The following is a 24,972-nucleotide window of genomic DNA, read 5'->3' as shown; positions in this document are numbered from 1 at the left end:
AAACCTGGAGTGACAACGATTCTATCAAAGCCCCATCACCCGCATCGGGATGCCGCTCCGGCCTGCCCCCTGCACGCGGCGCCCGATGAGACCCTCATCGCCCTCTCAAGCCTGCAATGAAGACATTAAGGATGCTCCCGTGGGCCCTCCTGCTCTGCATCCTCAGCTGCAGTGCGGCTGCGGCCGAACGGCTCAGAGTCGGCTACTTCAGCCTGCCACCACACGTCATCGAGAACGGTTCGGCAAGCAACAGCCCCGCAATTGCCTATCTGGACAAGGTGCTCGACCGGGCCGGCCTGCAGGCGGATTACCAGAACTTTCCTCTCTCGCGCCTGCTCAACCTGCTCCGCGACAATCAGATCGACGCCGCCCTGATCCTGGCCCGCAACGATGACAGGGCCCGCTACCTGGACTACCCGGAGACACCCTTCCTGAGCACCCAGCCCGCCTTTGCGGTGACCACCGGCAAAGCGTTCGCCTCACTGGAAGGCCTTCGTTCAACCCGGCCGCTCATCATTGGCATCTGGCAGGGGGGCTACCGGTCACCAACCCTGGACAGCCTGGACGCCAGCCTTGTACCGATCGCCGGGGATGACATCGCCTCCCGGGGGCTCCGCATGCTGTCGATGGGGAGGATCGACGCCTTCTTCTCGCCCGATGCCCACTCGATCCGCGTCGAGATCCGCAAGACAGGCCTGGGTGAGCGCGTCGTCCTGATACCCGTGCCGGACGAAAGGACAGGCCTCTACACTGTGTTCTCCGTCGACGCGGGAAAGCGCTACAAGCGGAGATACCAGGAGGCCCTGAGCGCCATGCGGCGCGAGATGCCCTACGAGAAATTCCTGCTCCAGCTTCTGTCCGAGCCCCCTCCGCCGCCCCAGAACTGAGAAGGGCACAGCGCGGCTCCAGCGCCATTTGCCTCTTTTTTGTGCAATGCCACAAATCCCTTATGGCAGAAGGCCTTGCACCCTGCCCCCACAGTTTTTCCACACCTTTTCCCACGTCCGGTGGGGAGAAAACCACGCTGCACCAAGCTGGACACGACCTGCCCCATTTTGTTGCACAGCGTCTTTCTTCAAATAAAACAATGCTCTGCTGCACCGCCACACAGCTTATCCACAACTTATCCCCGGATTTTTGTGAATAGATAAAAACTATTCAAGCAACCGATATGACAGCATTGCACTATTTTTAGGCAGTACCAAAAAACCCTTTTGTGTCCGTCACATGACAGCGCCCCCCACATCTTTTCCACAGGCTTGCCCCCGCCGGCTGTGGGTAGCGGGCGACTTATCCACCTCGGGGATGACTCAGGGAATGAAGGGCAGATCGATCTGATCGCTACGGGTCACCCCGGCGGTCATCTGGCGGCACAGGGTGATGAACTCCCGCATCCCCGCGGTGACGTACTTGCGTTTGTGGGTGACGAACTGGAACTGCCGGCGCAGATCCAGCTCCGGCGTCTCGATGGGCACCAGGCTGCCCCGCCGGAACGCTTCCCGCAACGCCAGGCGGGAGATGCAGCCGATCCCCAGCCCGCTCTCCACCGCCCGCTTGATGGCCTCGGTGTGCTCCAGCTCGAGGCGCAGCTTGAGCTCCCCGGTGAAATGGCGCATGGCCTGGTCGAAGGTCTCGCGGGTCCCCGAGCCGCTCTCCCGCAGGATCCACTCCTGCCCGGCCAGCTCGTCCATGGCGGCCTGCTGGCGCTTGGCCAGGGGGTGGGAAGGCGCACAGAAGACCACCAGCTCGTCCTCCACCCAGGGCTCCACCAGCAGATCCGGATGGCGGCAGCTGCCCTCGATGAGCCCCAGATCCATTTCGTAATGGAGCAGCTGATGGATGATGGTCGCCGAGTTATGCACCGACAGCCGGACCTGGGCGCTCGGGTGGCGGCGCAGGAAGTCGGCAGCGATCAGGGTTGCCAGGTAATTGCCCACCGTCAACGTGGCGCCGATGTGCAGGGGGCCGAAGTCGGTGCGGCGCCCCAGGATGGACTCGATCTCCCGGGCATGTTCGGTCAGTTGAACCGCGTGGGGCAGCAGCACCTTGCCCAGCTCGTTCAGGCGTAGGGCCTTGCCGATCCTGTCGAAAAGCTGGGTATCGAACTGGCGCTCCAGCTCACCCAGGGCCGTGCTGGTGGCCGACTGGCTCAGGGACAACTCGTCGGCCGCCCGCGACACGCTCTCGTGGCGCGCCACCGCCAGGAAGATCTCCAGCTGTCTGAGGGTGTATCTCATATCTGTAAAATAGAATTTATATATCAATACAATCCATTTTACAGATCTTAATTGCATTGCAACAATGCACCCATCCCCCTTCCTTTACTGCTGTCGCCATGAGCAAACTGAGCACCCAGACCGTTCTGTCCGTCCATCACTGGAATGACTCCCTGTTCAGCTTCAAGGTCACCCGTGATGCGGGCCTGCGTTTCGACAACGGCCAGTTCGTGATGATCGGCCTGGAAGTGGAAGGCCGGCCGCTGACCCGCGCCTACAGCATCGCCAGCCCCAACTACGAGGAGCACCTGGAGTTCTTCAGCATCAAGGTCCCCAACGGCCCGCTGACCTCCCGCCTTCAGCACCTCCGGCCGGGCGACCCGATCGTGGTCAGCAAGAAGCCCACCGGCACCCTGGTGCTGTCCGACCTGCTGCCGGGCCGCAACCTCTACCTGTTCTCCACCGGCACCGGCCTGGCTCCTTTCATGAGCGTGATCCAGGATCCGGAAACCTATGAGCGCTTCGAGAAGGTGGTGCTGCTGCACGGCGTGCGCTACGTGTCCGAGCTGGCCTACAGCGAGTTCATCGAGCAGGCCTTGCCGGAGAACGAATTCTTCGGTGAGGACGTGAGCCGCAAGCTGATCTACTACCCCACGGTGACCCGCGAGGAGTTCCGCAACCAGGGCCGCGTCACGGACCTGATCACCACCGGCAAGTTCTTCGAAGACACCGGCCTGCCGCCCCTCGACCCGGCACTCGACCGGGCCATGATCTGCGGCAGCCCGGCCATGCTCGACGATTGCTGCAAGATGCTCGACGCGCGGGGCTTCAAGATCTCCCCCCACATCGGCGCCCCAGGCGACTACGTGATCGAGCGCGCCTTCGTCGAGAAATAAGCCGTCCGGGCCTCCCCGGCCCGGCGCTCCCGCTCAGCGCCCCGGCGGCTCCGCCAGGCGCTGCAGCATCTTGTGAACGGCCTCCACCTGGGGGCCGTTCTTCGTGGCGTAGTCCGGCGAGGCGTAGCCCCACCAGTCCCAACAGCCCTTGGGATTCACCATCCAGCGCCACGACCCCGCCGCCAGGCCGTTGCGGGCTGCGACCTGGGGATAGAGCACCACCAGCCGGTTGCTCTCGGCCCAGCGGTTATAGCCCGCCCCCTCCACGAAACGCCGGCCGACCTGATCCTCGCCCTGCCGGCAGCCATGAAAGGCCACGTGGATCCGGCAACCGCCACCGCGGCAGCTGTCCGGCACATACACGAAGCCCTCCCCGGCCAACCCGGCATCCGCCGGCAGGCCGCTGATGTAGGGCTTCTGGTCAAAGGCCTGCAGCCCGCCCTGACGGACAGAGGCAGCAGGCGCCTGGAGCGGCCCCAGCAGGTGCTTCAGCAGCTCTCCAGCCGCGTCGAAATCGCCGCAACGGTTGATGAAGGGCGGCTCCGAGGTCGCGCAGGCATTGGCCGCAGGATCCGCCACCGAGATCATCGCGTGCCCCGCCTCCGGCAAGGTGACCAAGGTCACCGCCCCGGCGGGCATCCAGCTGCGGTAGAACGCCACCAGCGCATCCACCACCGGCCGCGCCACCGTATGATCGGCAGCCCCGGTCAGCACCCAGACCCGGTCATCCGCCAGGCCCTCCGGCGGGTCGATGAGCCCCAGCCGGGCCCGGGACTCCACCCGTGCCTTGATCTCGGCCGGGTCCGCCACAGGTGCCCAACGGGTGGGGGCCATGCAATTGAGCAAGGCCCTCCAGGTACTGCCTTCGGCGCAGTCGTAAGGGCCCGCCGCCAGTATCCCTGCACCCTTGACCTGCTTTGAATGGACCACCTGGTACTGCACCGCCATGTAGCCCCCGGACGAGATGCCCGACACCGTGACGGCATCGTCCTTCACCCCGAGGGCCGGAAGGGCTGGCGCGGCGAGGCAGGGCCAGGCTCCCAGGCCGGCGAGCAGCGCCGCTGCAACATGTTTGATGCAGGCATTCATGATCCACCTCCGGTCAGCTTCCACAGCACGCCACCACCCGCCGCCAGACCGAGGGCCCCGAAGGCCAGCGCCCCGATCGTGAAGCCGGCAGCACGCCGGGCCGGATCCCGGGCATAGCCCACGGCATAGGCAATCCGGCCGACCAGCCACAGGCCGCCCAGCGCCGCGGCCACGTCGTCGCGCACATAGGCAGCGCACAACCACAGGCAGGGCAAGGTCATCACCGCCCATTCGAGGGTGTTCATCTGCACCCGGTAGAGACGCTCGAAGACCGGATGTCCGCTCACCGCCGGCGCCTGGATGGCGTACTTGTGACGCCCCTTGCCCACCGCAGCGGCGGTGCCAAAAAGGAGCAGGACGATCAGCAGGGTGACACCGGCGGTCAGGGGTGAAGTGGCAAGCAGCATGGCAGGAACGATTCCTTGGATTCGGATGCCATAGCTTACCGGCCCTCGCCGCATGTTTGTGCATCGCACCTACAATGCTCTCCCGTCACGCGCCGCCCTTCATTCCTTCCCAGCCCGCCATGCCCAGCCATCCCGCCCGCGCCCTGCTCTTCCTCCTTGCCCCCTATCGCCGCCGCGTGCTCATCGCCGCACTGGCCCTGGTCACCGCCGCGGGCGCCATGCTGGCGGTGGGCCAGGGGTTGCGCATGGTCATCGACCAGGGCTTCTCGGCAGGCAACCCGGACTGGCTCGACCGCAGCCTGGCCGCCATGTTCGGGGTCATCGCCCTGCTGGCGGCCGCCACCTACCTGCGTTTCTACAACGTGTCCTGGCTGGGCGAGCGGATCACCGCCGACCTGCGCCGCAAGGTGTTCGACCATCTGCTGAGCCTGCCGCCTTCCTGGTTCGAAGCCGGGCGCACCGGAGAGGTCATCTCCCGCCTCACCTCCGACACCACCCAGATCGAGAACGTGGTGGGCTCGAGCCTGTCGATCGCGCTGCGCAACGCCCTGCTGCTGATCGGGGGCCTGGTCATGCTGTTCACCACCAGCCTCAAGCTGACCTTGCTCACCCTCGCCGGGGTGCCGTTGGTGGTGACCCCCATCGTGCTGTTCGGCCGGCGGGTGCGCAAACTGGCGCGGGAGAGCCAGGACCGGGTCGCCGAACTGGGTAACCGTATCGACGAGACCATCCACGAGATCCGCATCGTGCAGGCCTACGGCCACGAAGCCGCCGACCGCCGGGATTTCGGTCAGCTGGTGGAGAACAGCTTCGCCACGGCACGCGAGCGGGTCGCCAACCGGGCGCGCCTGGTGGCGGCAGTGATGGTGCTGGTGTTCGGTGCGATTGCCTTCATTTTGTGGATTGGCGGCCACGACGTGCTGGCCGGCCGCCTCAGTGCGGGCGAGCTGTCGGCCTTCGTCTTCTACGCGGCCATCGTCGCCGGCAGTGTGGGCGCCCTGTCGGAAGTGTGGGGCGAACTGCAGCGGGCGGCAGGCGCCACCGAGAGGCTGACCGAGATCCTCTCCACCCAGCCGGCCATCCAGGCCCCCGCTGCACCCCGCGCCTTCCCGCTGCCGGCGCGCGGCGAGATCGAACTGGAGACGGTGCGCTTCAGCTACCCGACGCGCCCGGACACCCCCGCCCTGGACGGCTTCAGCCTGAAGGTCGGGGCTGGCGAGACCGTCGCGCTGGTCGGCCCTTCGGGCTCTGGCAAGAGCACGGTGTTCCAGCTCCTGCTGCGTTTCTATGACCCGGAACTCGGCAAAGTGCGGATTGACGGCGTGCCCCTTGCCGATGCGGATCCGGCCGCGCTGCGCAGCCGCATCGCCCTGGTCTCCCAGGAGGCGGTGATCTTTGCCGCCAGCGTCACCGACAACGTGCGCTACGCCCGCCCGGAGGCCAGCCTGGACGAGGTGAAGGCCGCCTGCGCCGCGGCCTTTGCCGATGAGTTCATCACCGGCCTGCCGGAGGGCTACGACACCGACCTGGGCGAGCGCGGTGTTCGCCTGTCGGGCGGCCAGCGCCAGCGCATTGCGATCGCCCGCGCCATCCTGGCCGACCGCCCGATCCTGCTCCTCGACGAAGCCACCTCCGCCCTGGATGCAGAAAGTGAGCGCATGGTCCAGCAAGCCCTCGACGGATTGATGCGCCAGCGCACCACCCTGGCCATCGCCCATCGTCTGGCCACGGTACAAAAGGCCGATCGCATCATCGTGATGGAAGCCGGACACGTCGTGCAGCAGGGAACCCACGCCGAGCTGATCGCCAGCGACGGCCTGTACGCCCGTCTCGCACGGCTCCAGTTCACGGCCTGAAGGCCTTGCCCGGCTTGACCTTTTGACACATGGGAGACGTTTTGTTACAGGGCGGGTCGTGACAAGGCGGAGCCCCGTCTGTAAAAAGTCCGCTGACCTGATATTTTCGATTTTTACGTTTTTGTGACTATTCTTTCAGCGGATTCCCAGATCGTCCTGCAGCCTGCCCGGCAGACGCATCATCGCGGGTCGTCACTCCAGACCGGCAAGCCACGCACGTTTTCGCGCGCTTACGAAGTCCATTGCGCCGACCCGAAACAGCACGAGCGCGGAGTGCGCCAGCTGATCGAAAGGCGCTACGCCTGGCGTGGCCTGCCCGCCCATCCGGAATCCTGCAGCCCGGCCAACAGCATTACCCTGGCGGCGTCCTGCGGGGAAGAAGTCTTCGGTACCGCCACCCTCGGCCTCGACGGCCCGGGAGGGTTGCACGCCGACCAGCTCTACAGCCATGAACTGGCCCTTCTCCGCGGCCCCGGAGTGCGTCTGTGCGAGATCACCCGGCTGGCCCTCGATACCCCCCACAACACCCTGGAAGTGCTGGGCAGCCTGTTCAACCTCATCTACATCCATGGACGCCTGATCCGCGGCGCGACCGACCTGGTGATCGAGGTACACCCGCGCCACGTCGGCTTCTACCGGCGCATGCTGGGCTTCGTGCAGCTGGGCGAAGAGAAGCCATGCCCGCGGGTGGGCAACGCCCCCGCCGTGCTGCTACACCTGGACCTCAGCCATGTGGACCGGCAGATTGCCCTGCTGGAAGTCACCCCTTCCTGCGAGGCCCGCTCCCTCTACACCTACTTCCTGTCCAGCGATGAGCAGGAAGACGTGCTGAGCGCCTGCGGCTGAGCACTGCCGGACTCGACAAACTCCCCGCAAGGTCAGGGCAACTCGGGTAAAGTCTCGCCTTTGTTTTTTCGCGTTACCGGATATCTCCCATGGCCCAATATGTCATGTCCATGCTCCGCGTGAGCAAGGTCGTTCCGCCCAAGCGGCAGATCATCAAGGACATCTCCCTGTCCTTCTTCCCCGGCGCCAAGATCGGCCTGCTCGGCCTGAACGGCTCGGGCAAATCCACCGTGCTCAGGATCATGGCCGGTGTCGAGAAGGAATTCGACGGCGAGGTCCAGTGGCAACCCAACATGTCCATCGGCTACCTGCCCCAGGAACCCCAGCTCGACCCGGACAAGACCGTCCGCGAAGAGGTTGAATCCGGCCTCGGCGAGGTCATGGAAGCCAAGCAGAAGCTCGAGGAGGTGTATGCCGCCTACGCCGAGCCGGACGCCGACTTCGACAAGCTGGCCGAACTGCAGGCCCGCTACGAGAACATCATCGCCACCAGCGGCGCCGACGTGGAAACCCAGCTCGAGATCGCCGCTGATGCGCTGCGCCTGCCGCCCTGGGACGCCAAGGTCGGCCCCCTGTCCGGTGGCGAGAAGCGCCGCGTGGCCCTGTGCAAGCTGCTCCTGTCCCGCCCCGACATGCTGCTGCTCGACGAGCCGACCAACCACCTGGACGCCGAATCGGTCGAATGGCTGGAGCAGTTCCTGGTGCGCTTCCCGGGCACCGTGGTGGCGGTGACCCACGATCGCTACTTCCTCGACAACGCCGCCGAATGGATCCTCGAACTCGACCGCGGCCACGGCATTCCCTGGAAGGGCAACTACTCCAGCTGGCTGGAGCAGAAGGAAGCCCGCCTGGAGCAGGAATCCAAGCAGGAAGGCGCCCGCATCAAGGCCATGAAGCAGGAACTGGAGTGGGTCCGCTCCAACCCCAAGGCGCGCCAGGCCAAGAGCAAGGCGCGTATCGCCCGCTACGAGGAAATGTCCAGCGTCGAATACCAGAAGCGCAACGAAACCCAGGAGATCTTCATCCCCGTGGGCGAGCGCCTCGGCGACAAGGTCATAGAGTTCACCGACGTGTCCAAGGGCTTTGGCGACAAGCTGCTGATGGACAAGGTGAATTTCAGCATTCCGGCGGGCGCCATCGTCGGCATCATCGGCCCCAACGGTGCCGGTAAATCCACCCTGTTCAAGATGATCACCGGCCAGGACAAGCCGGACGCCGGTGAAGTGGTGGTCGGGCCGACGGTCAAGATCGCCTACGTGGATCAGTCCCGCGACTGCCTGGATGGCGGCAAGACGGTGTTCGACGAGCTCGCTGGCGGTGCTGACATCCTCACCATCGGCAAGTTCGAGATGCCCAGCCGGGCCTACATCGGCCGCTTCAACTTCAAGGGCGGCGACCAGCAAAAGCTGGTGGGCAACCTCTCCGGGGGCGAGCGCGGCCGCCTGCACCTGGCCAAGACCCTGATGGACGGCGGCAATGTGCTGCTCCTCGACGAACCGTCCAACGACCTTGACGTGGAAACCCTGCGGGCCCTGGAAGACGCACTGCTGGAGTTTGCCGGCTGTGCGCTGATCATCTCCCACGACCGCTGGTTCCTGGACCGGATCTGTACCCACATCCTGGCCGCCGAGGGGGACTCCCAATGGACCTTCTTCGCCGGCAACTACCAGGAGTACGAGGAAGACAAGCGCAAGCGTCTGGGCGAGGAAGGTGCCAAGCCCAAGCGGATCCGCTACAAGCCGATCAGCCGCTGAGCGCCTGAAGCGCTCTCAGGCCGGTTTCGACCGGTTTGAGGCCAGCAGAAAGCCCCGGTTCAGGCCGGGGCTTTTTTATTTGGCGGGGGGCGTGCACGAGACCGGGCGACAGAAGACGCCCGGCCCGTAGCCCTCAGAACGAATGCAGCAGCGACAGGCCGATCACCTGGGTTGTCTGCTCAGGCTTCACGTAGACCCGGGTGCCGTCCGCATACACCCAGTTGCTCCAGGTGTAGTCGTCCATCTTGCGCAGGTCGTAGATGTAGTCGAGGCGCACCCGGGTGGCCTTGCTCACCGGGTACATGCCGAACAGCTTGACGGTGTTCTGGGTGTACTTGGTGTCCGGCAGCACGCCCATGCCGGCCGCCACCGCGCCGGTGGTCGAGCAGCTGGCATTGGTGCAGGTAGTGGCCGGCATGTTGCTGAGTTCCTGCTTGTTCTTGTCCTGGAAGATCAGCAGCTGGGCACCCAGATCCACCTTGGCAACCCGCCCGTTGAGGCCGATGCCGAACTGGTCGGAGTCCTGCTTGAGGTTGGCATCCCACTGCACCAGCGTGCCGGTGCGGAAGGTATTGACGGTGCAGTTGCTGCCATTGCCGGTGGTGCACACCGCGCCCTGGGCATACTGGCGGGTCTCTCCGGTCTGCTTGGTGTACCAGGCATTTAACTTCCAGACATCGCTGAGCGCGTAGCTGCCGTCCACCGAGAAGATCTGCCCCTGCCCCTTGTCCAGGCCATAGGTGCTCTTGTTGTAGTCGTCGACGAAGGCTTCGAAGGCGAACTGGACATTGAGGGCTTCGCTTGCGGCGACATCGAGCATGCCGCGGACGCGGTCGCGGTTCCGGTCGGCCAGGTAGACCGGCAGGATGGGCGGCGTGGTGCCGTTGTTCCACTCGGAGCCCTTGCGCTCGGAGTGGGCAAAGCTCAGAGTGCCATTCACGCTGTCGCCCATGGTCCTGGACACCGCCAGACGGCTGGTGAGCTCGGACACATCGTGGCGCTCCCATTCCTTGCTGCTCTTGTTGCTGTAGTCGAAACCGCCGGTCAGGTTGAAGCCGGCACCCAGGCGGTAGTTGGCCTCGAGCTTGCCCCAGTTGGCGGTATGGGACTCGGGGTTGTTCAGGTAGTTGGTGGTCACCCCGGCGCTGGTGGTGGTGCCGAAGATGCGGATCGGGGTCTTGTCCTGGCGGTCCTCGTAGCGCCAGGAGGCCAGCACTTTGAGGTCCTTGCTCAGGCGCGAGGTGAGGGACGAATAGACCTCGGTGGTCTGCACCTTGGCATTGAGGCTGCCGCCGATGCCGGCGAGGGTCGGCTGGCCGGTCAGGAAGTTGTCGTCCTGGCGCCCTTCCGACCACGCCACCTTGAGATTGGCCCGGGTGTCCTTCGAGAAGTTGTAGGCACCCGATGCATAGAACTGCTGCACCGAGTTGTCCGGCGCCAGGGCGATGGGCGACAGGTTGGCCGCCACCAGTGCCGTGTTGGTACCCGGGATCACATTCAGGGCGTTCTGCTTGGTACCCAGGAAGCTGCCGTAGAAGCCCGCGGCGATCTGGTACTTCTCGGTGGTGTATTCCACCGTGGCTTCCATCTGCTTGTGGTTCTGGTTGATCGGCTCCGGCGCAAACAGGAAGGCGCTGTAGATGTTGGCCGGATTGGCCCCCGTTCCAGTCACGCCGCGCACGCCGCTCATGCGGCTTCCCACCTTGTCCTCGTTCTTCACCGAGAAGCCCAGCTTGAGGCCGGGCAGCAGGAACTTGCTGGCTGCCAGGGTGGTGATCTCCCTCTCGGTCTTGAGGGTCACGTCGTACAGGTTGGGGTTGTTGGCCGCCGCCGCGGTATTGGCGATGTTCGGCTGCACGATTCGGGTGGAGCCCACCCCGCTCACCGCGGTGCTCACCTCGTAGGGGCTGAAGCGTGGGATCTGGTCATAGTCCAGGCTGATCGACCAGTCGCCCTGCCGTTCGTAGGAGATGCCGGCCTCCTGGGTGCGCAACCCCAGGTTGCGTGCATTGACGCGGAACCAGTCGGCGTCCCGGCGCCGGACGATGTCCACGTCCACATTGGTGCTCACCCCCTCCTTGGTCACACCGTTGTACTGGCGGTACAGGGGGTTGGCCTTGTCGGTATAGGGCAGGTTGAGCGCCGCTTCGGTGGTGTTGGGCGAGGTCAGTTCAGCCACATCGTCTTCGGCCCACGCGGGGGCCATCGGAAAGGCTGCCGCCAGGGCGATCACCAGGAGGGTCGGCCGGAAAATGGAATGCGTTTTCATGATCCCTCTCCTCGATCAGCGGAAGAAGCGGAAGGGTCCGCTCGACGTCGCATTGCTCGGGCTGTTACTGCCGTGGATGTTGGTATGGCAGTTGGAACAGCCCCGGGCCTGGGCATAGCCCGGGCCGATGTTGCTGCTGACGGCATTGGGCATGTTGGCGCGGATGGCCGGCACGTTGCCCGGGTGGGCGGCATCGGCATGGCACTGCTGGCACAGGAAGGGCTGACGGGCCTTGAGCATGGCCTCAGCGGTGGTGCCGTGGGGGTTGTGGCAGTTGCCGCAATCCTCGACCACCGGCTGGTGGTTGTGCACGAAGGGGCCGCGCTTCTCGGCGTGGCAGGTGTAGCAGGTGGCGTTGGTGGTGTCCTTGACCAGCATCTTCGGGCCGGCCGAGCCATGGGCATTGTGGCAGTCCGAGCAGCTCATCTTGCCTTCCGGGATCGGGTGGTGCGACGGCCGGTTCAGTTCGGAGCGCTGCTGCTTGTGGCAGGTGTAGCAGACCTCAGCCTGGGCGCGCTTGTCGCGGACCTTGTCCTTCTCGACGTGCACCTGGTGGCAGGACGTACAACCGACATCCCGGTTGGCGTGGGCGCTGGTGTTCCAGTTCATGTGCTTGCCCCCCTGGTGACAGGTGGTACAGGCAGCGCTCTTTTCCTCGGCGGTCAGCTTCGAGCTCTTGCTGAAGTTGCGGTCCGTTGCGGGGCGGTCCTTGAGCTTTTGTGGATTGTTGGTGTGCAGGTCGCTCTCACCGTGGCAGCTGGTACAGCTGGGCGTGCGGCCATCGGCGACGGTGCCATGCTTGGTCTTGCCGATATGCAGGAGCTTGGGTTCGTCCGATTCATCGTGGCAACTGGTGCACTTGGCGTCGCCCTTGAGGACGAGATCCTTGGCCGCCGGTTTGGCACCGGCTGGAGCGTCGGCGGCCGGGGCCACTGAAGCGCCGGCCAGGGCCCCGAGCACGAGGCACGAGGCGAACAACTGTCGCAAGAATTTCATGTCTTTCTCCCTGGTCCTGCTATCGGTTTCTTGAAGCGGGTCGCAAGCCCCGCTCTGCATCTGCAGCTTACTTGGCGAGGGAAAGGATCCACTCGGCCAGGTTCTGCATGGCCGCCTTGTCCTTCGTCTTCATGACTTTGTGCTCCTCTTCCTTGCCGTCCTCGAACTTGACCTTTTCGCCCGAGGTGAAATGGTGGATGAGCTTGGCGTTGGCGTCCGGCTTGCCCTTGAGGGACTTGCCGATCTCGCTGAGGGATTTGGCTTCCTTCTTCTTGTCCACCGCGTGGCACTTCAGGCAGCCCTCCTTCTTGGCCAGCGCCTGGGCCTCATCAGCATCCATGGCAAAGGTTGAGGACGAGGCGAACAGGCAGCAGGCCCAAAGGCCGCCGATCAGGGCGATGCTCGGTTTCACTTTCATGGGTCTCTCCTTGAGGGGTCTGTCGTGTGTGGCTATGCGCTTGAGAATTCAGTGCTCGTACCAGCCGGTGAACATCATCTTGAACAGGCTGGACACCTTGGGGCCCATGGTCCCCAGGTAGATGTGGCTGACCGCGAACAGGATGATCACCGCCGCCCCCAGGTAGTGGACCAGGGCAATCGGCAGCAAGCCGTCGAGGCCGAAAAGGGTGTCCGGGGAGAACTGCGGGTACAGGAAGATCAGGCCGCTGACGATCACCGCCGGCAGCACCAGGTACATGATCGACCAGTAGGTCACCGCCTGAAGGGCATTGAAGTTGGTCTCGGGTGTAGGCGGGAAGGGTTCGGGCTCGCCCTTGAAGATGCCGGAGCCGTAGTACTGCATCTGCCGCAAGCAGCGCTGGATGATGCCGGGCGGCTTGGGCACGTACTGCCACCAGTTGCCGGTGACGATGTTGCCGATCACGAAGACGGCGTAGAGCCCGACCAGGATCACCCCCGTCACGTTGTGGATGCGGGCCGCCAGGGAAAACTCCACCAGCGGCAGGGCCGGGTCGGAGAAATGCAGGCTGATCCCGGTGACCGCCAGCACGGTGATAGCGAGGGCATTGCTCCAGTGCCACAGGCGGATCCACAGGGGCAGCATGAAGACGCGCTTAGTCATTTTTCTTGCTCCTGCGCAGACGCGTGGTGATGATCCGGACCAGGCCATGCCCGAGCACGCCGACAACGGTGGCGGCAAACAGGATGATCAGGCCGAAGTCCAGGGTGGGGTTGCGGGTGGCACCGACCACATAAGAAGTGCCCAGGATCACGCTGTTGATGAAACCGTACTTGTGCTGCTCTTCGGTGGCCAGGTGGCGATACAGCCGGGCGTTCAGCGAGGTGTTGGCGCTATGGCAGGTGGCGCACTTCTTCTCCGCCTTGTCCTTGTTCTGGATCTCATGGGACAGGGACAGCTTGTCTTCCGCGGGGGTGTGGCACTCGATGCAGCGCACGGCCTTCCAGTGCAGGCGGGTGTTGGGCAGCCAGTCATGGATGTCGTCGATGGGCGGACGCTTCTTCTTCTCGGGGGCGATGCGGGCGAAGGCCAGGTCGGAATCGTGGCAGTCGAGGCAGATCTTGTTGTCCTGGGCGACGATCTTGTGCGGATCGCGGAGCTTGCTCGCCAGGGCCATGGTGTGGGCGTCGTGGCAGGTGGCGCAGGTAAAGCTGTCGCTCAGGTTCTCTGCGTGTACCGACTTGTCGAACTGGCGTTCGATGCGCATCGCCTTGCGAGCGTGGCAGTCCTGGCATTCGGACAGCTCCTCGCGGGCTTTGGCGGCATGGGGGTGGTCGTCGTAACCGTCGCCATGGCACTTGGTGCAGGCCATCTGGCCGTGATCGGATGCCGCGTAGGTATCCGCATGCACCAGGTACTTGCGCAGGGCCTTGAGGTCCATCCCATCCTTGGGCGGCTTCTTGAGCCCCGCCTCGGAGTGACAGGCCAGACAGGCTGCATTGCCCGTCCGTATCTTTGCCAGCTCAGCGGGGCTGGGCGGATCGTCAGCCAGCGCCGGAACCGCCGCCAGCACGGCCAGTAGCGCGAGGAGGCGCCACAGGGTTTTCCTGATATGACCGATCACGTGACTTCCTCAGTTTTCGAATGCTGGAAATTATCTTCTTAACTCATTTTTACAGGATGAAACGATGCAGCTAATTGACCATGACTTGATGGAAATCAAGGCTGGAAGCCCCTCCCGGCAGCAGATCCGGGTACCCGGTACATCAGACAGCATATTCATCAGCGTTTGCTGATTCAAACTTTATTACATACTTTTCTACCCAAACGAGGGAAAACCCCTAGCCAAAGCCCTCAGGCAGCCGGGCCCTGGCTCACGCATTCAAGAACCTCGACCGGCATCCCGGGGATGATCTCAGCTTCGCTGTCGGCCACGACGTTCTGCCCGAAGATCACGCCAGCCGGTGTGCGGCGGTAGCCCGCCAGGGTGCGCAGCGGCTCCTGGTCGAGCCCACGGGTGCCGGTATCCGGATCCACCGTGGTGAACACGCAGCGCTCGCACGGCTTGACGATACGCAGCACGGCGTCCCCGATGCGGATCCGCTTCCAGCTGTCCTCCGCGTAGGGCGGCGCGCCGCTCACCACCAGATTGGGCCGGAAGCGCGTCATGGCCAGAGGACGGCCGATCCGGGCACACAGATCGTCCAGCGAAGCCTGACCGATCAGCAGCAATGGAAAGCCATCGGCGAAGGACAGCGGCACCTGGCTCTCGGTCCGGACCCGCCGGGCAGTACGGGCACCGGTCCACAGCAACTTGAGCGGCGCCCCGATGAAGCCCGAGATCCAGGCATCCGCTTCGCGAGCCCCTTCCCAGGCCTGGAAGGCATCGCCCCACACCGTGGCATCGATCGGCTTGTCGAAGGCGGTGTTCGGCACGAACAAGGCCTGACGGCCGGCTGCGGAGAGGGTCACCCCGTCGGCGGCCGGGCTGGCGCCGACCAGGACCAGCTCCGGATACTCGCGCCCCGTGACGAAACGGCCGCGGGCATCCGCAACCATCCAGCAACGGTCGAAGGGAAGACCTTGCTGCGACAGCACGGCCTTGTCGAGGCGCAGACCGGCCATCGACTTGACCGGGTAGTGATAGAGGGCATCAAGCACAGGCTGGGAAGTGGGCATGGGAATTGGTCCAATCGCATGTCTGGCGGGTCCGGTTGGAGCCGCCCGCAGGATTATCGCTGCGTGCATCCTCTGGCGGAAATGACCTTCGTCTCCGGAAAGCCCGGCCGGAGGGGCGCGCTACAATGCCGTCTTTGCAAGCACCCTCACCACGCCATGACCTACGAAGAACACCTGGATGAAGTCGCCACCCTCCTTTTCGAACGCTTCGGCCTGACCGAGCATGCGGCAATCCAGCTCGTCATGAAGGCCCAGGCGGCCGGCTATTTCAGCGGCCACGATGATGATCCGTCGATCTGCACCCAGCTGCGCGCCGAACAGGATGCCAAGCGTGTCTTCAAGGAATACGGCAAGCCCGCTGCAACTCCGGCGCCGGGCGGACCGACCCGCGGACGTCCGCGGAAATGACATCAAGGGATGACAGCAGCAATACGGTTATGGCATAAACCGGGTTCGCGCGTTCTCCGCAAGACTCCCGGCATGCCTGTCCGCCACCTGATCACCCTCCTTGCCCTACTGTGCGGCGCATCCGCCTGTGCGGTGGCACACCCCGATGATGTGGTGGAGTACCGGATCATCATCGGTTTTGCCGATCCTGTCCGTGGTGACGACCCGCAGCTCCTGGCACGGCTGGCCAAGGCAGGAGCCAGGCTGCGCTTTGCAGCCAGCCTCTCCGCCCAGAGCCACGCCTACCGCCTGAGCTGCCCGCACACCAGCGGCTGCGAAGAGGCCATGGAAGCCTTGCGGGCACAAGCCGGCATCACCCACGTGCAAACCGACCACATCAAGGACCCCCGATGAGCCTCCTCCCACGCCTGTGCCTGGCACTGGCCACCCTCCTCCCCACCCTGCATGCCGCCACGGCAATGGCAGCGGACACCCTTGAAGCCCGGGTCATCGTCAAGCTCAAGGCCGCTTCGCCCCTCAAGCAGATCCAGGCCGCCGGCCGGGTCGAAACGCTGGGTCAGCGCCTGGGGCTCGCCACCCGCCTGGCAGGCCAACCCGGCCAGGACATCCATGTGATCCGTGCCAACGGCCTCAGTTCGGAGGCCCTGGCGCGCCGGCTGTCGAGGGATGCGGATGTCGAATATGCCGTCCCCGACCGCCTGAAGAAGGCCCTGGCCGTGCCGAACGACCCTCTCTTCGGCTTCCAGTGGTACCTGCACGCTCCCAGCGCCACCCAGCCCGCGGCCACCAACGCCCAGGCCGCCTGGGATCTGACCGGCGGCAGCGCCGGCGTGATCGTCGCGGTGGTGGACACCGGCGTGCGCACCGACCACGAAGACCTGGCCCCGCGCCTGCTGCCCGGCTACGACTTCATCTCGGACGACCTGCTGTCCGGCGACGGTCAAAACGGGCGGGACCCGGATCCGTCCGATCCGGGGGACTACCTTTCCAGCGCCGACCTGGCCAACGCCACCCTGCGCAACCTCTGCAGCACCACCCTGCCCACCACCAGCAGCTGGCATGGCACGCAGGTGGCGGGCATCGTGGCAGCGGAAACCAACAACTCCCGCGGGATCGCCGGGATGGCGGGCGCCAGCCGCATCCTGCCCGTGCGCGTGCTGGGCAAGTGCGGCGGTTTCGACTCGGACATCATTGCCGGCATGCGCTGGGCGGCCGGCCTGAGCGTTCCCGGCGTCCCCGCCAACCCCAACCCGGCGCGGGTCATCAACGTCAGCCTGGGTGGAGAGGGCAGCTGCAGCGCCGCCTTCGCCGCGGCCATCGCCGAGATCCAGACGGCGGGTGCCCTGGTCGTCGCCGCCGCCGGCAACGAGACCGGCCCTGTCCTGGAGCCGGCAAACTGCGCCGGGGTCCTGGCCGTGGCGGGGATCCGCCATGTCGGAACGAAGGTGGGCTATTCGAGCTACGGCGCGCAGGTCGGCGTCAGTGCGCCGGCCGGCAACTGCGTCAACGTGGTGGCGGGGCAGCCCTGCCTGTTCCCCCTGATCAACACCATCGACCTGGGCAGCACGGTGCCTGCCGGCAATGGCTATACCGGCATCAACGATGTCACCGTCGGCACCAGCTTCGCGACGCCCCTTGTCGCCGGCACCGCGGCCCTGATGCTGGCAGCCAACCCGGCCCTGAGCGGCAGCGAGATCACCCGGCTCATCAAGCAGAGCGCCACATCCTTCCCCACCGATGCCAGCCTGCCCACCTGCCCGGTGGTCACCTCCGACGGACAATGCAACTGCACCACAACCACCTGCGGTGCCGGCATGCTGAACACCCACAGCGCGGTGGCTGCCGCACTGGCCACTGCCGCAATCGCACCGGTGGCTCACATCACGTTCAGCGGCACCCCCACCGCCCAGGCTGCCCTGACCCTGGACGCCTCCACCAGCACGAGCGCCGACGGCAGCCGCATCGTGGCCTGGAAGTGGGTCCAGGTCAGCGGTCCCCAGGCCGGCAGCTTCAGTGCCGACAACGTGGCCAGTCCCAGCTTTACCGTACCGGCGGCCGGAACCTATGTTGTCTCCCTCACCGTCACCACGGAGGCTGGGCGGCAAGGCAGCAGCCAGGCCAGCATCGACGTGCAGGCCGCGCCGGCCAAGTCTTCCGGCGGCGGCGGCGGAGGTGCCCTGGATCTCGCCAGCCTTGCCTTCCTCGGGCTGCTGGCGGCCCTGGCCTCCCTGCTGCGCCATGGCAGCGTGACATCGAGGTCCTGACCCCCCGGTCTGCCCGAACGGCAGGCCCTTCCCCGCTGGCGCTTGCATGAATAACTGTTTATTTATACAGTCAACTCATGTCCAGCGCCAATGCATCCCCCTTTTCTCCCACCGCTTTTGCCGAGCTTTACTGCCGCAGCAACTTCAGCTTCCTGACCGGCGCATCCCACCCTGAGGAACTGGTCGCGCAGGCGGCAGAGCTGGGCTATGCCGCACTGGCCCTGACGGATGAGTGCTCCCTGGCTGGCATGGTCCGTGGCTATGCCCAGTGGCAGCGGCAGCCCACCCTCAAGTTCATCGTCGGAACGGTGATCCAGCTGGCCGACGGCCCCCGGGTCGTCCTGCTGGCCACGAACCGCCACTCTTACGGACGCCTGGTCCGGCTGATCAGCCTGGGACGCCAGGCCGCCCCCAAGGGCCAGTACTGCCTGCGGCGCGGCGATCTGGAAAGCGGGCTCGACGGCTGCCTGGCCCTGCTGCTGCCTCCGGATGACGGCAGCGCGGCGCTTTCCCTGCTGGCTGCCGACGCCCTATGGCTGGCAGATGCCTTCCCCGACCGGGCATGGATCGCGGCCCTGCTTCCGCTGGGGCCCGACGACGCCCGGCGGCAGAGCCTGATAGCCCACGCGGCGCGGCAGGCCGGCATCCCGGTGGTCAGTACCGGGGCGCCACGGATGCACTGTGCCGACAGGCAGCGCCTGGCCGATGTGCTCGCGGCCCTGCGCCACCGGACCAGCCTGGACCAGGCAGGCTATCGCCTGGAGGCCAACGCGGAAGGCCATCTCCAGGCTCCCGCGGTGCTGGCCCGGCGCCATCCGCCCGAATGGATCGCCGAAAGCCTCAAGATCGCCGGGCAGTGCAGCTTCTCGCCGGGCGAACTGCGCTACGAGTATCCCGAGGAGATCATCCCGCCAGGCCTCACCGCCAGCAGCCACCTGACGGCACTGGTCGCCCACGGGCTGAGCCGCCGCTACCCTCCTGGTCCGGACGGAGAAAGCCGCATCCCCGGCGACATCCGGGCCCGGGTCGAGCAGGAGCTCGCCCTGATCACGGAGCTGCGTTACGAAGCCTTCTTCCTCACCGTCGAGGACATCGTCCGCTTTGCACGCAGCCAGGGCATCCTGTGCCAGGGGCGGGGTTCGGCGGCCAATTCGGTGGTGTGCTACGCCCTGGGCATCACCGAGGTGGCCCCCGAGGAAGCCACCCTGCTCTTCGAGCGCTTCATCTCCCGGGAACGGGACGAACCTCCCGATATCGACGTGGATTTCGAGCACGACAGGCGGGAGGATGTCATTCAGTACATCTACGCCAAGTACGGCCGCGACCGGGCCGCGCTGGCCGCTACGGTGATCCGCTACCGGCCCCGCAGCGCGCTGCGCGATGTGGGCCGCGCCCTCGGCTTCGATCCCGGCCAGCTGGACCAGCTGACCCGCCGCCTGGCCTGGTGGGACGGCCGCCAGGTGGCGCCCGAGCGGATCCGGGAAGCCGGGCTCGACCCGGACAGCCCTCGGGTGAGCCTGTTGCTGGAGCTGGCCAACGAACTCATCGGCTTCCCCCGCCACCTGTCCCAGCACGTGGGCGGCTTCGTCATCTCCCGCGGCCCCCTGGTGGAGCTGGCCCCGGTCGAAAACGCCGCGATGGAAAACCGCACGATCATCCAGTGGGACAAGGAAGACCTGGAAACCCTCGGCCTGATGAAGGTCGATGTGCTGGCCCTGGGCATGCTGTCAGCCATCCGTCGCAGCTTCGAATTGATCGCCGCCTGGCAGGGCGAAGCCTCCTTCGAGATGTCCAGGGTGCCGCGCGAGCAGGCAGCCGTCTACGACATGCTGTGCCAGGCCGATGCCATGGGTGTGTTCCAGGTGGAGTCCCGCGCCCAGATGAGCATGCTGCCGCGCCTGCGCCCAAGGCGCTACTACGACCTGGTGGTCGAGGTCGCCATCGTCCGTCCCGGCCCCATCCAGGGGGGCATGGTGCATCCCTACCTCACGGCCCGCGACAGGCTGGCCCACCATGAGGATATCGACTACCCCCACCCCGAGCTCGAGCCCGTGCTGGCCCGCACCCATGGCGTGCCCATCTTCCAGGAGCAGGTCATGCAGCTGGCCATGGTTGCCGCCGGCTTCACCCCCGGCGAAGCCGACCAGCTGCGACGCGCCATGGGGGCCTGGGGGCGCCAGGGCGAACTCACCCGCTACCAGCAGAAGCTCACCGACGGCATGCTGCAACGCGGCTATCGCAAGGATTTTGCCGATGCCCTGTGCAGGCAGATCCAGGGCTTCGGCAGCTATGGCTTTCCCGAATCCCACGCCGCCAGCTTCGCCCACCTGGTCTATGTATCGGCCTGGATCAAATGCTTTCACCCGGCGGCTTTCCTGTGCGGCCTGCTCAACAGCCAGCCCATGGGCTTCTACGGCCCGTCCCAATTGATCCAGGACGCCCGCCGGCACCAGGTGGAGGTGCGCCCCGTGGATGTCACCGCCAGCGACTGGGAGTGCACCCTTGAGCCGTCCGCCACATCCCCGGCGACGCCGGCAGCACGCCTCGGCCTCCGCCTGGTCAAGGGCCTCCATGCGGCCGCCGCCGCAAGAATCAGCGCGGCACGCCGGATCCGCCCCTTTGCTTCAGTGTCCGACCTCGTCCTGCGGGCTGCGCTCGTCCCGGCCGAGACGGAATGCCTGGCCAGCGCAGGCGCCCTCGCCCGGCTGGCCGGCCACCGCCACCAGGCCAGGTGGGCTGCGGCCGGCAGCCAGGCGCCACCGGGCCTGCTCCACGCCTCCCCCGTGACCGACCCGGCCGATGCCACCGCCACCCTGCCAGCCCCCGCGGAAACCCAGGACATCATCGCCGACTATGCTCGCCTGGGCTTCAGCCTGGGCCGGCACCCTCTCAGCTTCCTGCGCGGCCTGCTCAGCGCCGAGCGCTTTCTGAGCGCCGCTGAAATCGCCAGCTGCCCCGACCGCAAGCTGGCCCGGGCCGCCGGCGTCGTCACCTGCCGGCAACGGCCGGGGACGGCCAAGGGCACGATGTTCGTCACCCTCGAAGACGAAACCGGGTGGATCAACGTGATCGTCCGCCCCGAGCTGCTTGAGGCCGAACGCCGTATCCTGCTGGGCGCCACCCTGCTCGGTGTGTATGGGCAGATCAGCCGCCAGGGCGACATCGTGCACCTGCACGCCAAGCGGGTGGTTGACCGCTCGGCCCAGCTTGGACGCCTGAGCCCCCGCAGCCGGGACTTTCATTGAACCCTGCGCCAGGGCCGTGGTCTGCGCGTGCACAACCTGCCTATTCCGGAGCTTTCAATGCAAGCGCTCAGCCCCCTCAGACTCGTCACCGGCCTGATCGCCGCCCTCCTGCTCCTGACAGGCTGCAGCAACTCGACCCTCAAGTCGGTATGGCGGGACAATCAGGACAATGGCATCACCCCCCGCAAGCTTGTCGTCTTTGTCGCGGCAAAGGACGACAACCTGCGCCGCATGGCCGAAAACAGGGTCGTCCAGTCCCTCCCCGCCGGCTATGGCGCCAGCGCCGGACACACGCTCGACGTTGATCCCTTACTCGAATCCGCAAGCGTGCGCGAACGTCTCACCGCTGGGGGCTACGACGCCGCGCTGGTCGCCCGCCTGGTGTCCGTGGACACCTCGCAGACAGTCGTTCCGCCCCAGACCCAAGTCGGCCCCGATCTCATGTTCCGGCGCTTCGGGCCACGCTACAGCAGCTTTTACACCTTCTATCCCTATGTCTACACCACCCCCGGCTACACCGTGAACAACACTACTGTTGTCGTCGAAACCCTGCTCTACCGTCTACCCGAAGGCAAGCCGGTGTGGACCGCGGTCAGCGAAACACTCAATCCACGCTCTTCGGCCCAGGTCATCGAGGAGCTCATCAAACTGGTTGGCGGCAAGTTGAGGGACGAGGGCCTCCTGCCCATCCGCTGATTCCTGACTGAATCCTGACAAGACCCTTTCATTGAAATGGGTATTGCTCAATTTCTTAACCAGCCTTAACATGCGAACAATTCTTATTTGCAAGAAGGCTGCACTGCAAGCCTCTTGCCTGCGCAAGCCAGCCACGTCAGGCCTCGACCAGCCCAGCCAGCCAGCGACGAGAAATCACGACAACGCCTCGCGTTGTGTCGCCGCCCGCGGACTTTTCCGCCGAACGACTGGAGCCATTCGATGCGCAGCCTTGCCCGTGCCGCCTGTACCCTGCTGGTGCTCACCCTTGCCGCCTGCGGAGGCGGCGGAGGTGGAGGATCAGGAACGGGGACCACCCCCTCCACCCTGTCTGCCGCCGCGCAGATAGGCGAGAAGCTCTTCAACGAGCCCCTCTTGTCCAGCACCGGCAGCCAGTCCTGCTCCAGCTGCCACGACAAGAACAACCACCACGCCGCACCGGACACCCGTTCCGTCCCCGCTGGTGCCAGTCCCGGCCACGAAGCCGGCCGCCAGGCACCTTCCCTGCAGTACCTGAAGTTCAATACCGCCTTCTTCTTTGACAAGGATGGGACGCCGACCGGTGGCTTCACCTGGGATGGACGCGCTGCCAGCTTCGCCGAACAGGCCGCCGGCCCCCTGCTCAACCCCAACGAGATGGCCAACCTCAGCGTCGAGGACGTGGTCTCCAAGCTCAAGCGCTCCAGCCACGCCGCCGAGTTCCGCCGGGTGTTCGGCGATGACATCCTGGATCGTCCCGCCGACGCCTTTGCCCGCCTGCAATACGCGCTGCAGCAATACCAGCAGGAAGACCCCGACTTCGCGCCTTTCAGCAGCAAGTTCGACCTCTGGCAAGCCGGCAAGACCCAGCTCAACGCCGCCGAACTGCGGGGCTGGTCCCTGTTCAACGACCCCAACAAGGGCAATTGCGCCGCCTGTCACGTCAGCAGCGGCGTCAATGGCAATCCCGCGCTGTTCACCGACAACACCTACGACGTGCTGGGCGTACCCCGCAACATGGAGATCGCCGCCAATGCCGACCCCGCCTACTACGACCTGGGCCTGTGTGGACCAACCCGGACCGACCTGGCCTCGCGGGGCGATCTGTGCGGTGCATTCCGGGTTCCCAGCCTGCGCAACGTAGCCAAAACCGCCCCCTACTTCCACAACGGCGCCATCAAGAACCTTACCGACGCCGTGCGCTTCTACGTCCGGCGGGACACCAACCCGGAAGAGTGGTACCCCACAGACAGCAACGGCCTGGTGCAGAAGTTCAACGACCTGCCCCTCGCCTACCAGCGCAATGTGAATACCACCGAGGCCCCCTACAACCGCAGCCGGGGCGAGACACCGGCCCTCAACGAGACGGAGATTGCCGACCTGGTGAGCTTCCTCGGCACGCTGACCGACGGCTACACCCCCTGAGCCTTCTCTCCTCCACCGAATTTCACCTTCCGGAGTCGCCCCAATGAAGATCACCCCCCTCTGCCTGGCCCTTGCCGCCCTGTTTCCCGCCGGTGGCGCCCACGCGGCGAGTGATGCCAAGCTGCTGGCCCGCTTCGAAAAGCTGGCCGCTGAACTCGAAGCCGTGAAGGCGGAGCTCAAGACGGTCAAGGCCCAGGTGGCCGCGCAGCCGGCCAGCCCGCCGGCTGCAGTCCGGCCGGCCACCCCGGCCACCCCAGTTGCCATCGCCGCATCGACTGCACCTGCCGCAGCTGCCGCGTCGGCACCGGCTGTGCAACCGACCGCGACAAGCTTGGCCGCCCGCGAGCCCTACACCTCACCGCTCGCCGCCCCGGCCAGCCCGACCAGCTTCTTCGGTTATGGCGAGATCAGCTACAACCGCCCCTTCCGCAACCAGAGCCAGACCCAGATCGACGTCCGTCGCGTGGTGCTGGGCGTCTCCCATCAGGCTTCCGAGCGCACCCGCATCGTCACCGAACTGGAGTTCGAACATGCCGTAACGTCTGCAGACGATTCCGGCGAGGCGGCCATCGAGCAGGTGTATGTCGAGCATCGCCTCAACGACAACGTCGGCCTCAAGGGCGGCCTCTTCCTGATCCCGCTGGGCTTCCTCAATCTCAAGCACGAGCCGCTCACCTACTATGGGGTGGAGCGCAACTTCGTCGAGACGGCGATCATTCCCAGCACCTGGCGTGAAGTCGGCCTGTCCGCCTTTGGTGTCAGCGATGCCGGCCTGCGCTGGGACATCGGCATGACCAGCGGCTTCGATCTGAACAAGTGGGATCGCAGCAGTACCGAAGGCCAGGAATCGCCTCTCGCCTCGATCCACCAGGAAGGCCAGTTCGCACGCTCCAATAATCTGTCGGCCTATGCCGCAGTGAGCTGGCGTGGCACCCCGGGCCTCGATGTGGGCGCCGGCATCTTCTCGGGCAAGGCCTCGCACAAGCTCAAGGACCCTTCCACCGCCAACGCCGGTCAGTACGCCAGCGGCGCCCGGATCACCCTGTGGGACGCCCACGCCCGATGGACCCCCGGCAATTGGGACCTCGCCGCTCTGTATGCCCGCGGCACCATCACTGACACGAACGAGCTCAATGTCCAGCTCGCCGGAGGCACCCTGGTGCCCAAGACCTTCTTTGGCTGGTACACCCAGGCAGCCTACCGGATCTGGGAACACGGCGAATATCAGCTGAGCCCGTTTGCCCGCTATGAAGTCTTCAATACGGCCTCCGGCTATGCCGCACCGGCCTGGGTCGGCGCCAGCCCCCTGCAGGATGAGAAGGTCCTGACCACCGGCGCCAACCTGAAAGTGGGTGAGAATGTGGTCCTCAAGGCCGACATCCAGCGCTTCCAGGTCGATCGCAGCCGCGACCGGCTCAACCTGGGCATTGGCTACCAGTTCTAAGGAACCGGTTCACCGGTCTTGACCGGCTTTGTCACCGCCCGGCGGCCTCCTTGGCCGGCCGGGCCTT

Annotated in this window: 21 protein-coding genes; 12 read left to right on the top strand and 9 right to left on the bottom strand. The window is 65.5% G+C overall.

The window, feature by feature from the left end:
* Nucleotides 1–131 precede the first annotated feature (131 nt).
* On the top strand, nt 132–887 hold the full coding sequence (locus tag HHL15_RS00655) for a substrate-binding periplasmic protein (RefSeq protein WP_169143888.1): 756 nt from the start codon (nt 132–134) through the stop codon (nt 885–887).
* Nucleotides 888–1,310: 423 nt separating this feature from the next.
* On the opposite strand, the gene HHL15_RS00650 is transcribed toward HHL15_RS00655, so the two are convergent.
* A complete protein-coding gene (locus tag HHL15_RS00650; protein WP_169143887.1) occupies nt 1,311–2,237 on the bottom strand; it encodes a LysR family transcriptional regulator in 927 nt (308 codons plus the stop codon).
* Nucleotides 2,238–2,335: 98 nt separating this feature from the next.
* Between HHL15_RS00650 and HHL15_RS00645 the strand changes: the two genes are divergently transcribed.
* Complete coding sequence (locus HHL15_RS00645; protein WP_169143886.1) at nt 2,336–3,112, top strand: ferredoxin--NADP reductase; 777 nt, start codon at nt 2,336–2,338, stop codon at nt 3,110–3,112.
* 33 nt (nt 3,113–3,145) lie between these two features.
* Here HHL15_RS00645 and HHL15_RS00640 read toward each other — a convergent pair whose 3' ends face one another.
* Nucleotides 3,146–4,201, bottom strand: coding sequence for an extracellular catalytic domain type 2 short-chain-length polyhydroxyalkanoate depolymerase (locus HHL15_RS00640; protein WP_235943158.1), 1,056 nt, complete (start codon nt 4,199–4,201; stop codon nt 3,146–3,148).
* Nucleotides 4,198–4,608 (bottom strand): MAPEG family protein, encoded by a 411-nt coding sequence (locus HHL15_RS00635; RefSeq protein WP_169143885.1) that lies wholly within the window; start codon nt 4,606–4,608, stop codon nt 4,198–4,200. The genes HHL15_RS00640 and HHL15_RS00635 overlap by 4 nt, the downstream gene beginning before the upstream one ends.
* A 119-nt stretch (nt 4,609–4,727) precedes the next feature.
* Here HHL15_RS00635 and HHL15_RS00630 point away from each other — a divergent pair, with 119 nt between their 5' ends.
* The 3 genes from HHL15_RS00630 (at nt 4,728) to ettA (ending at nt 9,064) form a co-directional block, all read left to right on the top strand.
* Nucleotides 4,728–6,464: an ABC transporter transmembrane domain-containing protein gene (locus HHL15_RS00630; protein WP_206198519.1), complete on the top strand. Its 1,737-nt coding sequence runs from the start codon at nt 4,728–4,730 to the stop codon at nt 6,462–6,464.
* 273 nt (nt 6,465–6,737) lie between these two features.
* On the top strand, nt 6,738–7,310 hold the full coding sequence (locus tag HHL15_RS00625) for an N-acyl amino acid synthase FeeM domain-containing protein (RefSeq protein ID WP_169143884.1): 573 nt from the start codon (nt 6,738–6,740) through the stop codon (nt 7,308–7,310).
* A gap of 89 nt (nt 7,311–7,399) precedes the next feature.
* Nucleotides 7,400–9,064, top strand: a complete 1,665-nt coding sequence (gene ettA, locus HHL15_RS00620; protein WP_169143883.1) for an energy-dependent translational throttle protein EttA — start codon at nt 7,400–7,402, stop codon at nt 9,062–9,064.
* Nucleotides 9,065–9,197: 133 nt separating this feature from the next.
* On the opposite strand, the gene HHL15_RS00615 is transcribed toward ettA, so the two are convergent.
* The 6 genes from HHL15_RS00615 to HHL15_RS00590 all read right to left on the bottom strand — a co-directional run bounded on the left by HHL15_RS00615 (nt 9,198) and on the right by HHL15_RS00590 (nt 15,426).
* On the bottom strand, nt 9,198–11,333 hold the full coding sequence (locus tag HHL15_RS00615; RefSeq protein ID WP_169143882.1) for an MtrB/PioB family decaheme-associated outer membrane protein: 2,136 nt from the start codon (nt 11,331–11,333) through the stop codon (nt 9,198–9,200).
* Nucleotides 11,334–11,348: 15 nt separating this feature from the next.
* Nucleotides 11,349–12,329: a DmsE family decaheme c-type cytochrome gene (locus HHL15_RS00610; RefSeq protein ID WP_169143881.1), complete on the bottom strand. Its 981-nt coding sequence runs from the start codon at nt 12,327–12,329 to the stop codon at nt 11,349–11,351.
* 67 nt (nt 12,330–12,396) lie between these two features.
* Nucleotides 12,397–12,747 (bottom strand): c-type cytochrome, encoded by a 351-nt coding sequence (locus HHL15_RS00605; protein ID WP_169143880.1) that lies wholly within the window; start codon nt 12,745–12,747, stop codon nt 12,397–12,399.
* A gap of 48 nt (nt 12,748–12,795) precedes the next feature.
* Nucleotides 12,796–13,410: a cytochrome b/b6 domain-containing protein gene (locus tag HHL15_RS00600; protein ID WP_169143879.1), complete on the bottom strand. Its 615-nt coding sequence runs from the start codon at nt 13,408–13,410 to the stop codon at nt 12,796–12,798.
* Nucleotides 13,403–14,371: a cytochrome c3 family protein gene (locus tag HHL15_RS26835; RefSeq protein ID WP_169143878.1), complete on the bottom strand. Its 969-nt coding sequence runs from the start codon at nt 14,369–14,371 to the stop codon at nt 13,403–13,405. The genes HHL15_RS00600 and HHL15_RS26835 overlap by 8 nt, the downstream gene beginning before the upstream one ends.
* Nucleotides 14,372–14,601: 230 nt before the next feature.
* A complete protein-coding gene (locus HHL15_RS00590) occupies nt 14,602–15,426 on the bottom strand; it encodes an MOSC domain-containing protein (protein WP_169143877.1) in 825 nt (274 codons plus the stop codon).
* Nucleotides 15,427–15,582: 156 nt separating this feature from the next.
* On the opposite strand from HHL15_RS00590, the gene HHL15_RS00585 reads away from it, so the two are divergent.
* The 7 genes from HHL15_RS00585 to HHL15_RS00555 all read left to right on the top strand — a co-directional run bounded on the left by HHL15_RS00585 (nt 15,583) and on the right by HHL15_RS00555 (nt 24,905).
* Nucleotides 15,583–15,834, top strand: a complete 252-nt coding sequence (locus tag HHL15_RS00585; RefSeq protein ID WP_169143876.1) for a hypothetical protein — start codon at nt 15,583–15,585, stop codon at nt 15,832–15,834.
* Nucleotides 15,835–15,906: 72 nt separating this feature from the next.
* The gene (locus tag HHL15_RS00580) at nt 15,907–16,227 is read left to right on the top strand and encodes a hypothetical protein (RefSeq protein ID WP_169143875.1); all 321 of its coding nucleotides are present in this window, start codon (nt 15,907–15,909) and stop codon (nt 16,225–16,227) included.
* On the top strand, nt 16,224–18,098 hold the full coding sequence (locus tag HHL15_RS00575) for a S8 family peptidase (RefSeq protein ID WP_169143874.1): 1,875 nt from the start codon (nt 16,224–16,226) through the stop codon (nt 18,096–18,098). Before HHL15_RS00580 ends, HHL15_RS00575 begins: the two co-directional genes overlap by 4 nt.
* A 77-nt stretch (nt 18,099–18,175) precedes the next feature.
* Nucleotides 18,176–21,343 carry an error-prone DNA polymerase gene (locus HHL15_RS00570; protein WP_169143873.1) on the top strand — a complete coding sequence of 1,056 codons (3,168 nt, stop codon included), beginning with the start codon at nt 18,176–18,178 and terminating at the stop codon, nt 21,341–21,343.
* A gap of 57 nt (nt 21,344–21,400) precedes the next feature.
* Nucleotides 21,401–22,039, top strand: coding sequence for a DUF4136 domain-containing protein (locus HHL15_RS00565; protein WP_169143872.1), 639 nt, complete (start codon nt 21,401–21,403; stop codon nt 22,037–22,039).
* A gap of 240 nt (nt 22,040–22,279) precedes the next feature.
* The gene (locus HHL15_RS00560) at nt 22,280–23,461 is read left to right on the top strand and encodes a cytochrome-c peroxidase (protein WP_169143871.1); all 1,182 of its coding nucleotides are present in this window, start codon (nt 22,280–22,282) and stop codon (nt 23,459–23,461) included.
* Between the two features lie 43 nt (nt 23,462–23,504).
* The gene (locus HHL15_RS00555) at nt 23,505–24,905 is read left to right on the top strand and encodes a porin (RefSeq protein WP_169143870.1); all 1,401 of its coding nucleotides are present in this window, start codon (nt 23,505–23,507) and stop codon (nt 24,903–24,905) included.
* Nucleotides 24,906–24,972: the final 67 nt, after the last annotated feature.

It is taken from the genome of Zoogloea dura (assembly GCF_012927165.1).
GTDB lineage: Bacteria > Pseudomonadota > Gammaproteobacteria > Burkholderiales > Rhodocyclaceae > Zoogloea > Zoogloea dura.
This window is presented reverse-complemented; position numbering and strand designations above follow the sequence as displayed.

Bases quoted from the DNA above. Each gene is read 5' to 3' on its own strand.
- HHL15_RS00655 (WP_169143888.1), top strand. From the start codon at position 132: ATGCTCCCGTGGGCCCTCCTGCTCTGCATCCTCAGCTGCAGTGCGGCT.
- HHL15_RS00650 (WP_169143887.1), bottom strand. From the start codon at position 2,237: ATGAGATACACCCTCAGACAGCTGGAGATCTTCCTGGCGGTGGCGCGC.
- HHL15_RS00645 (WP_169143886.1), top strand. From the start codon at position 2,336: ATGAGCAAACTGAGCACCCAGACCGTTCTGTCCGTCCATCACTGGAAT.
- HHL15_RS00640 (WP_235943158.1), bottom strand. From the start codon at position 4,201: ATGAATGCCTGCATCAAACATGTTGCAGCGGCGCTGCTCGCCGGCCTG.
- HHL15_RS00635 (WP_169143885.1), bottom strand. From the start codon at position 4,608: ATGCTGCTTGCCACTTCACCCCTGACCGCCGGTGTCACCCTGCTGATC.
- HHL15_RS00630 (WP_206198519.1), top strand. From the start codon at position 4,728: ATGCCCAGCCATCCCGCCCGCGCCCTGCTCTTCCTCCTTGCCCCCTAT.
- ettA (WP_169143883.1), top strand. From the start codon at position 7,400: ATGGCCCAATATGTCATGTCCATGCTCCGCGTGAGCAAGGTCGTTCCG.
- HHL15_RS00615 (WP_169143882.1), bottom strand. From the start codon at position 11,333: ATGAAAACGCATTCCATTTTCCGGCCGACCCTCCTGGTGATCGCCCTG.
- HHL15_RS00610 (WP_169143881.1), bottom strand. From the start codon at position 12,329: ATGAAATTCTTGCGACAGTTGTTCGCCTCGTGCCTCGTGCTCGGGGCC.
- HHL15_RS00605 (WP_169143880.1), bottom strand. From the start codon at position 12,747: ATGAAAGTGAAACCGAGCATCGCCCTGATCGGCGGCCTTTGGGCCTGC.
- HHL15_RS00600 (WP_169143879.1), bottom strand. From the start codon at position 13,410: ATGACTAAGCGCGTCTTCATGCTGCCCCTGTGGATCCGCCTGTGGCAC.
- HHL15_RS00590 (WP_169143877.1), bottom strand. From the start codon at position 15,426: ATGCCCACTTCCCAGCCTGTGCTTGATGCCCTCTATCACTACCCGGTC.
- HHL15_RS00585 (WP_169143876.1), top strand. From the start codon at position 15,583: ATGACCTACGAAGAACACCTGGATGAAGTCGCCACCCTCCTTTTCGAA.
- HHL15_RS00580 (WP_169143875.1), top strand. From the start codon at position 15,907: ATGCCTGTCCGCCACCTGATCACCCTCCTTGCCCTACTGTGCGGCGCA.
- HHL15_RS00575 (WP_169143874.1), top strand. From the start codon at position 16,224: ATGAGCCTCCTCCCACGCCTGTGCCTGGCACTGGCCACCCTCCTCCCC.
- HHL15_RS00570 (WP_169143873.1), top strand. From the start codon at position 18,176: ATGTCCAGCGCCAATGCATCCCCCTTTTCTCCCACCGCTTTTGCCGAG.
- HHL15_RS00565 (WP_169143872.1), top strand. From the start codon at position 21,401: ATGCAAGCGCTCAGCCCCCTCAGACTCGTCACCGGCCTGATCGCCGCC.
- HHL15_RS00560 (WP_169143871.1), top strand. From the start codon at position 22,280: ATGCGCAGCCTTGCCCGTGCCGCCTGTACCCTGCTGGTGCTCACCCTT.
- HHL15_RS00555 (WP_169143870.1), top strand. From the start codon at position 23,505: ATGAAGATCACCCCCCTCTGCCTGGCCCTTGCCGCCCTGTTTCCCGCC.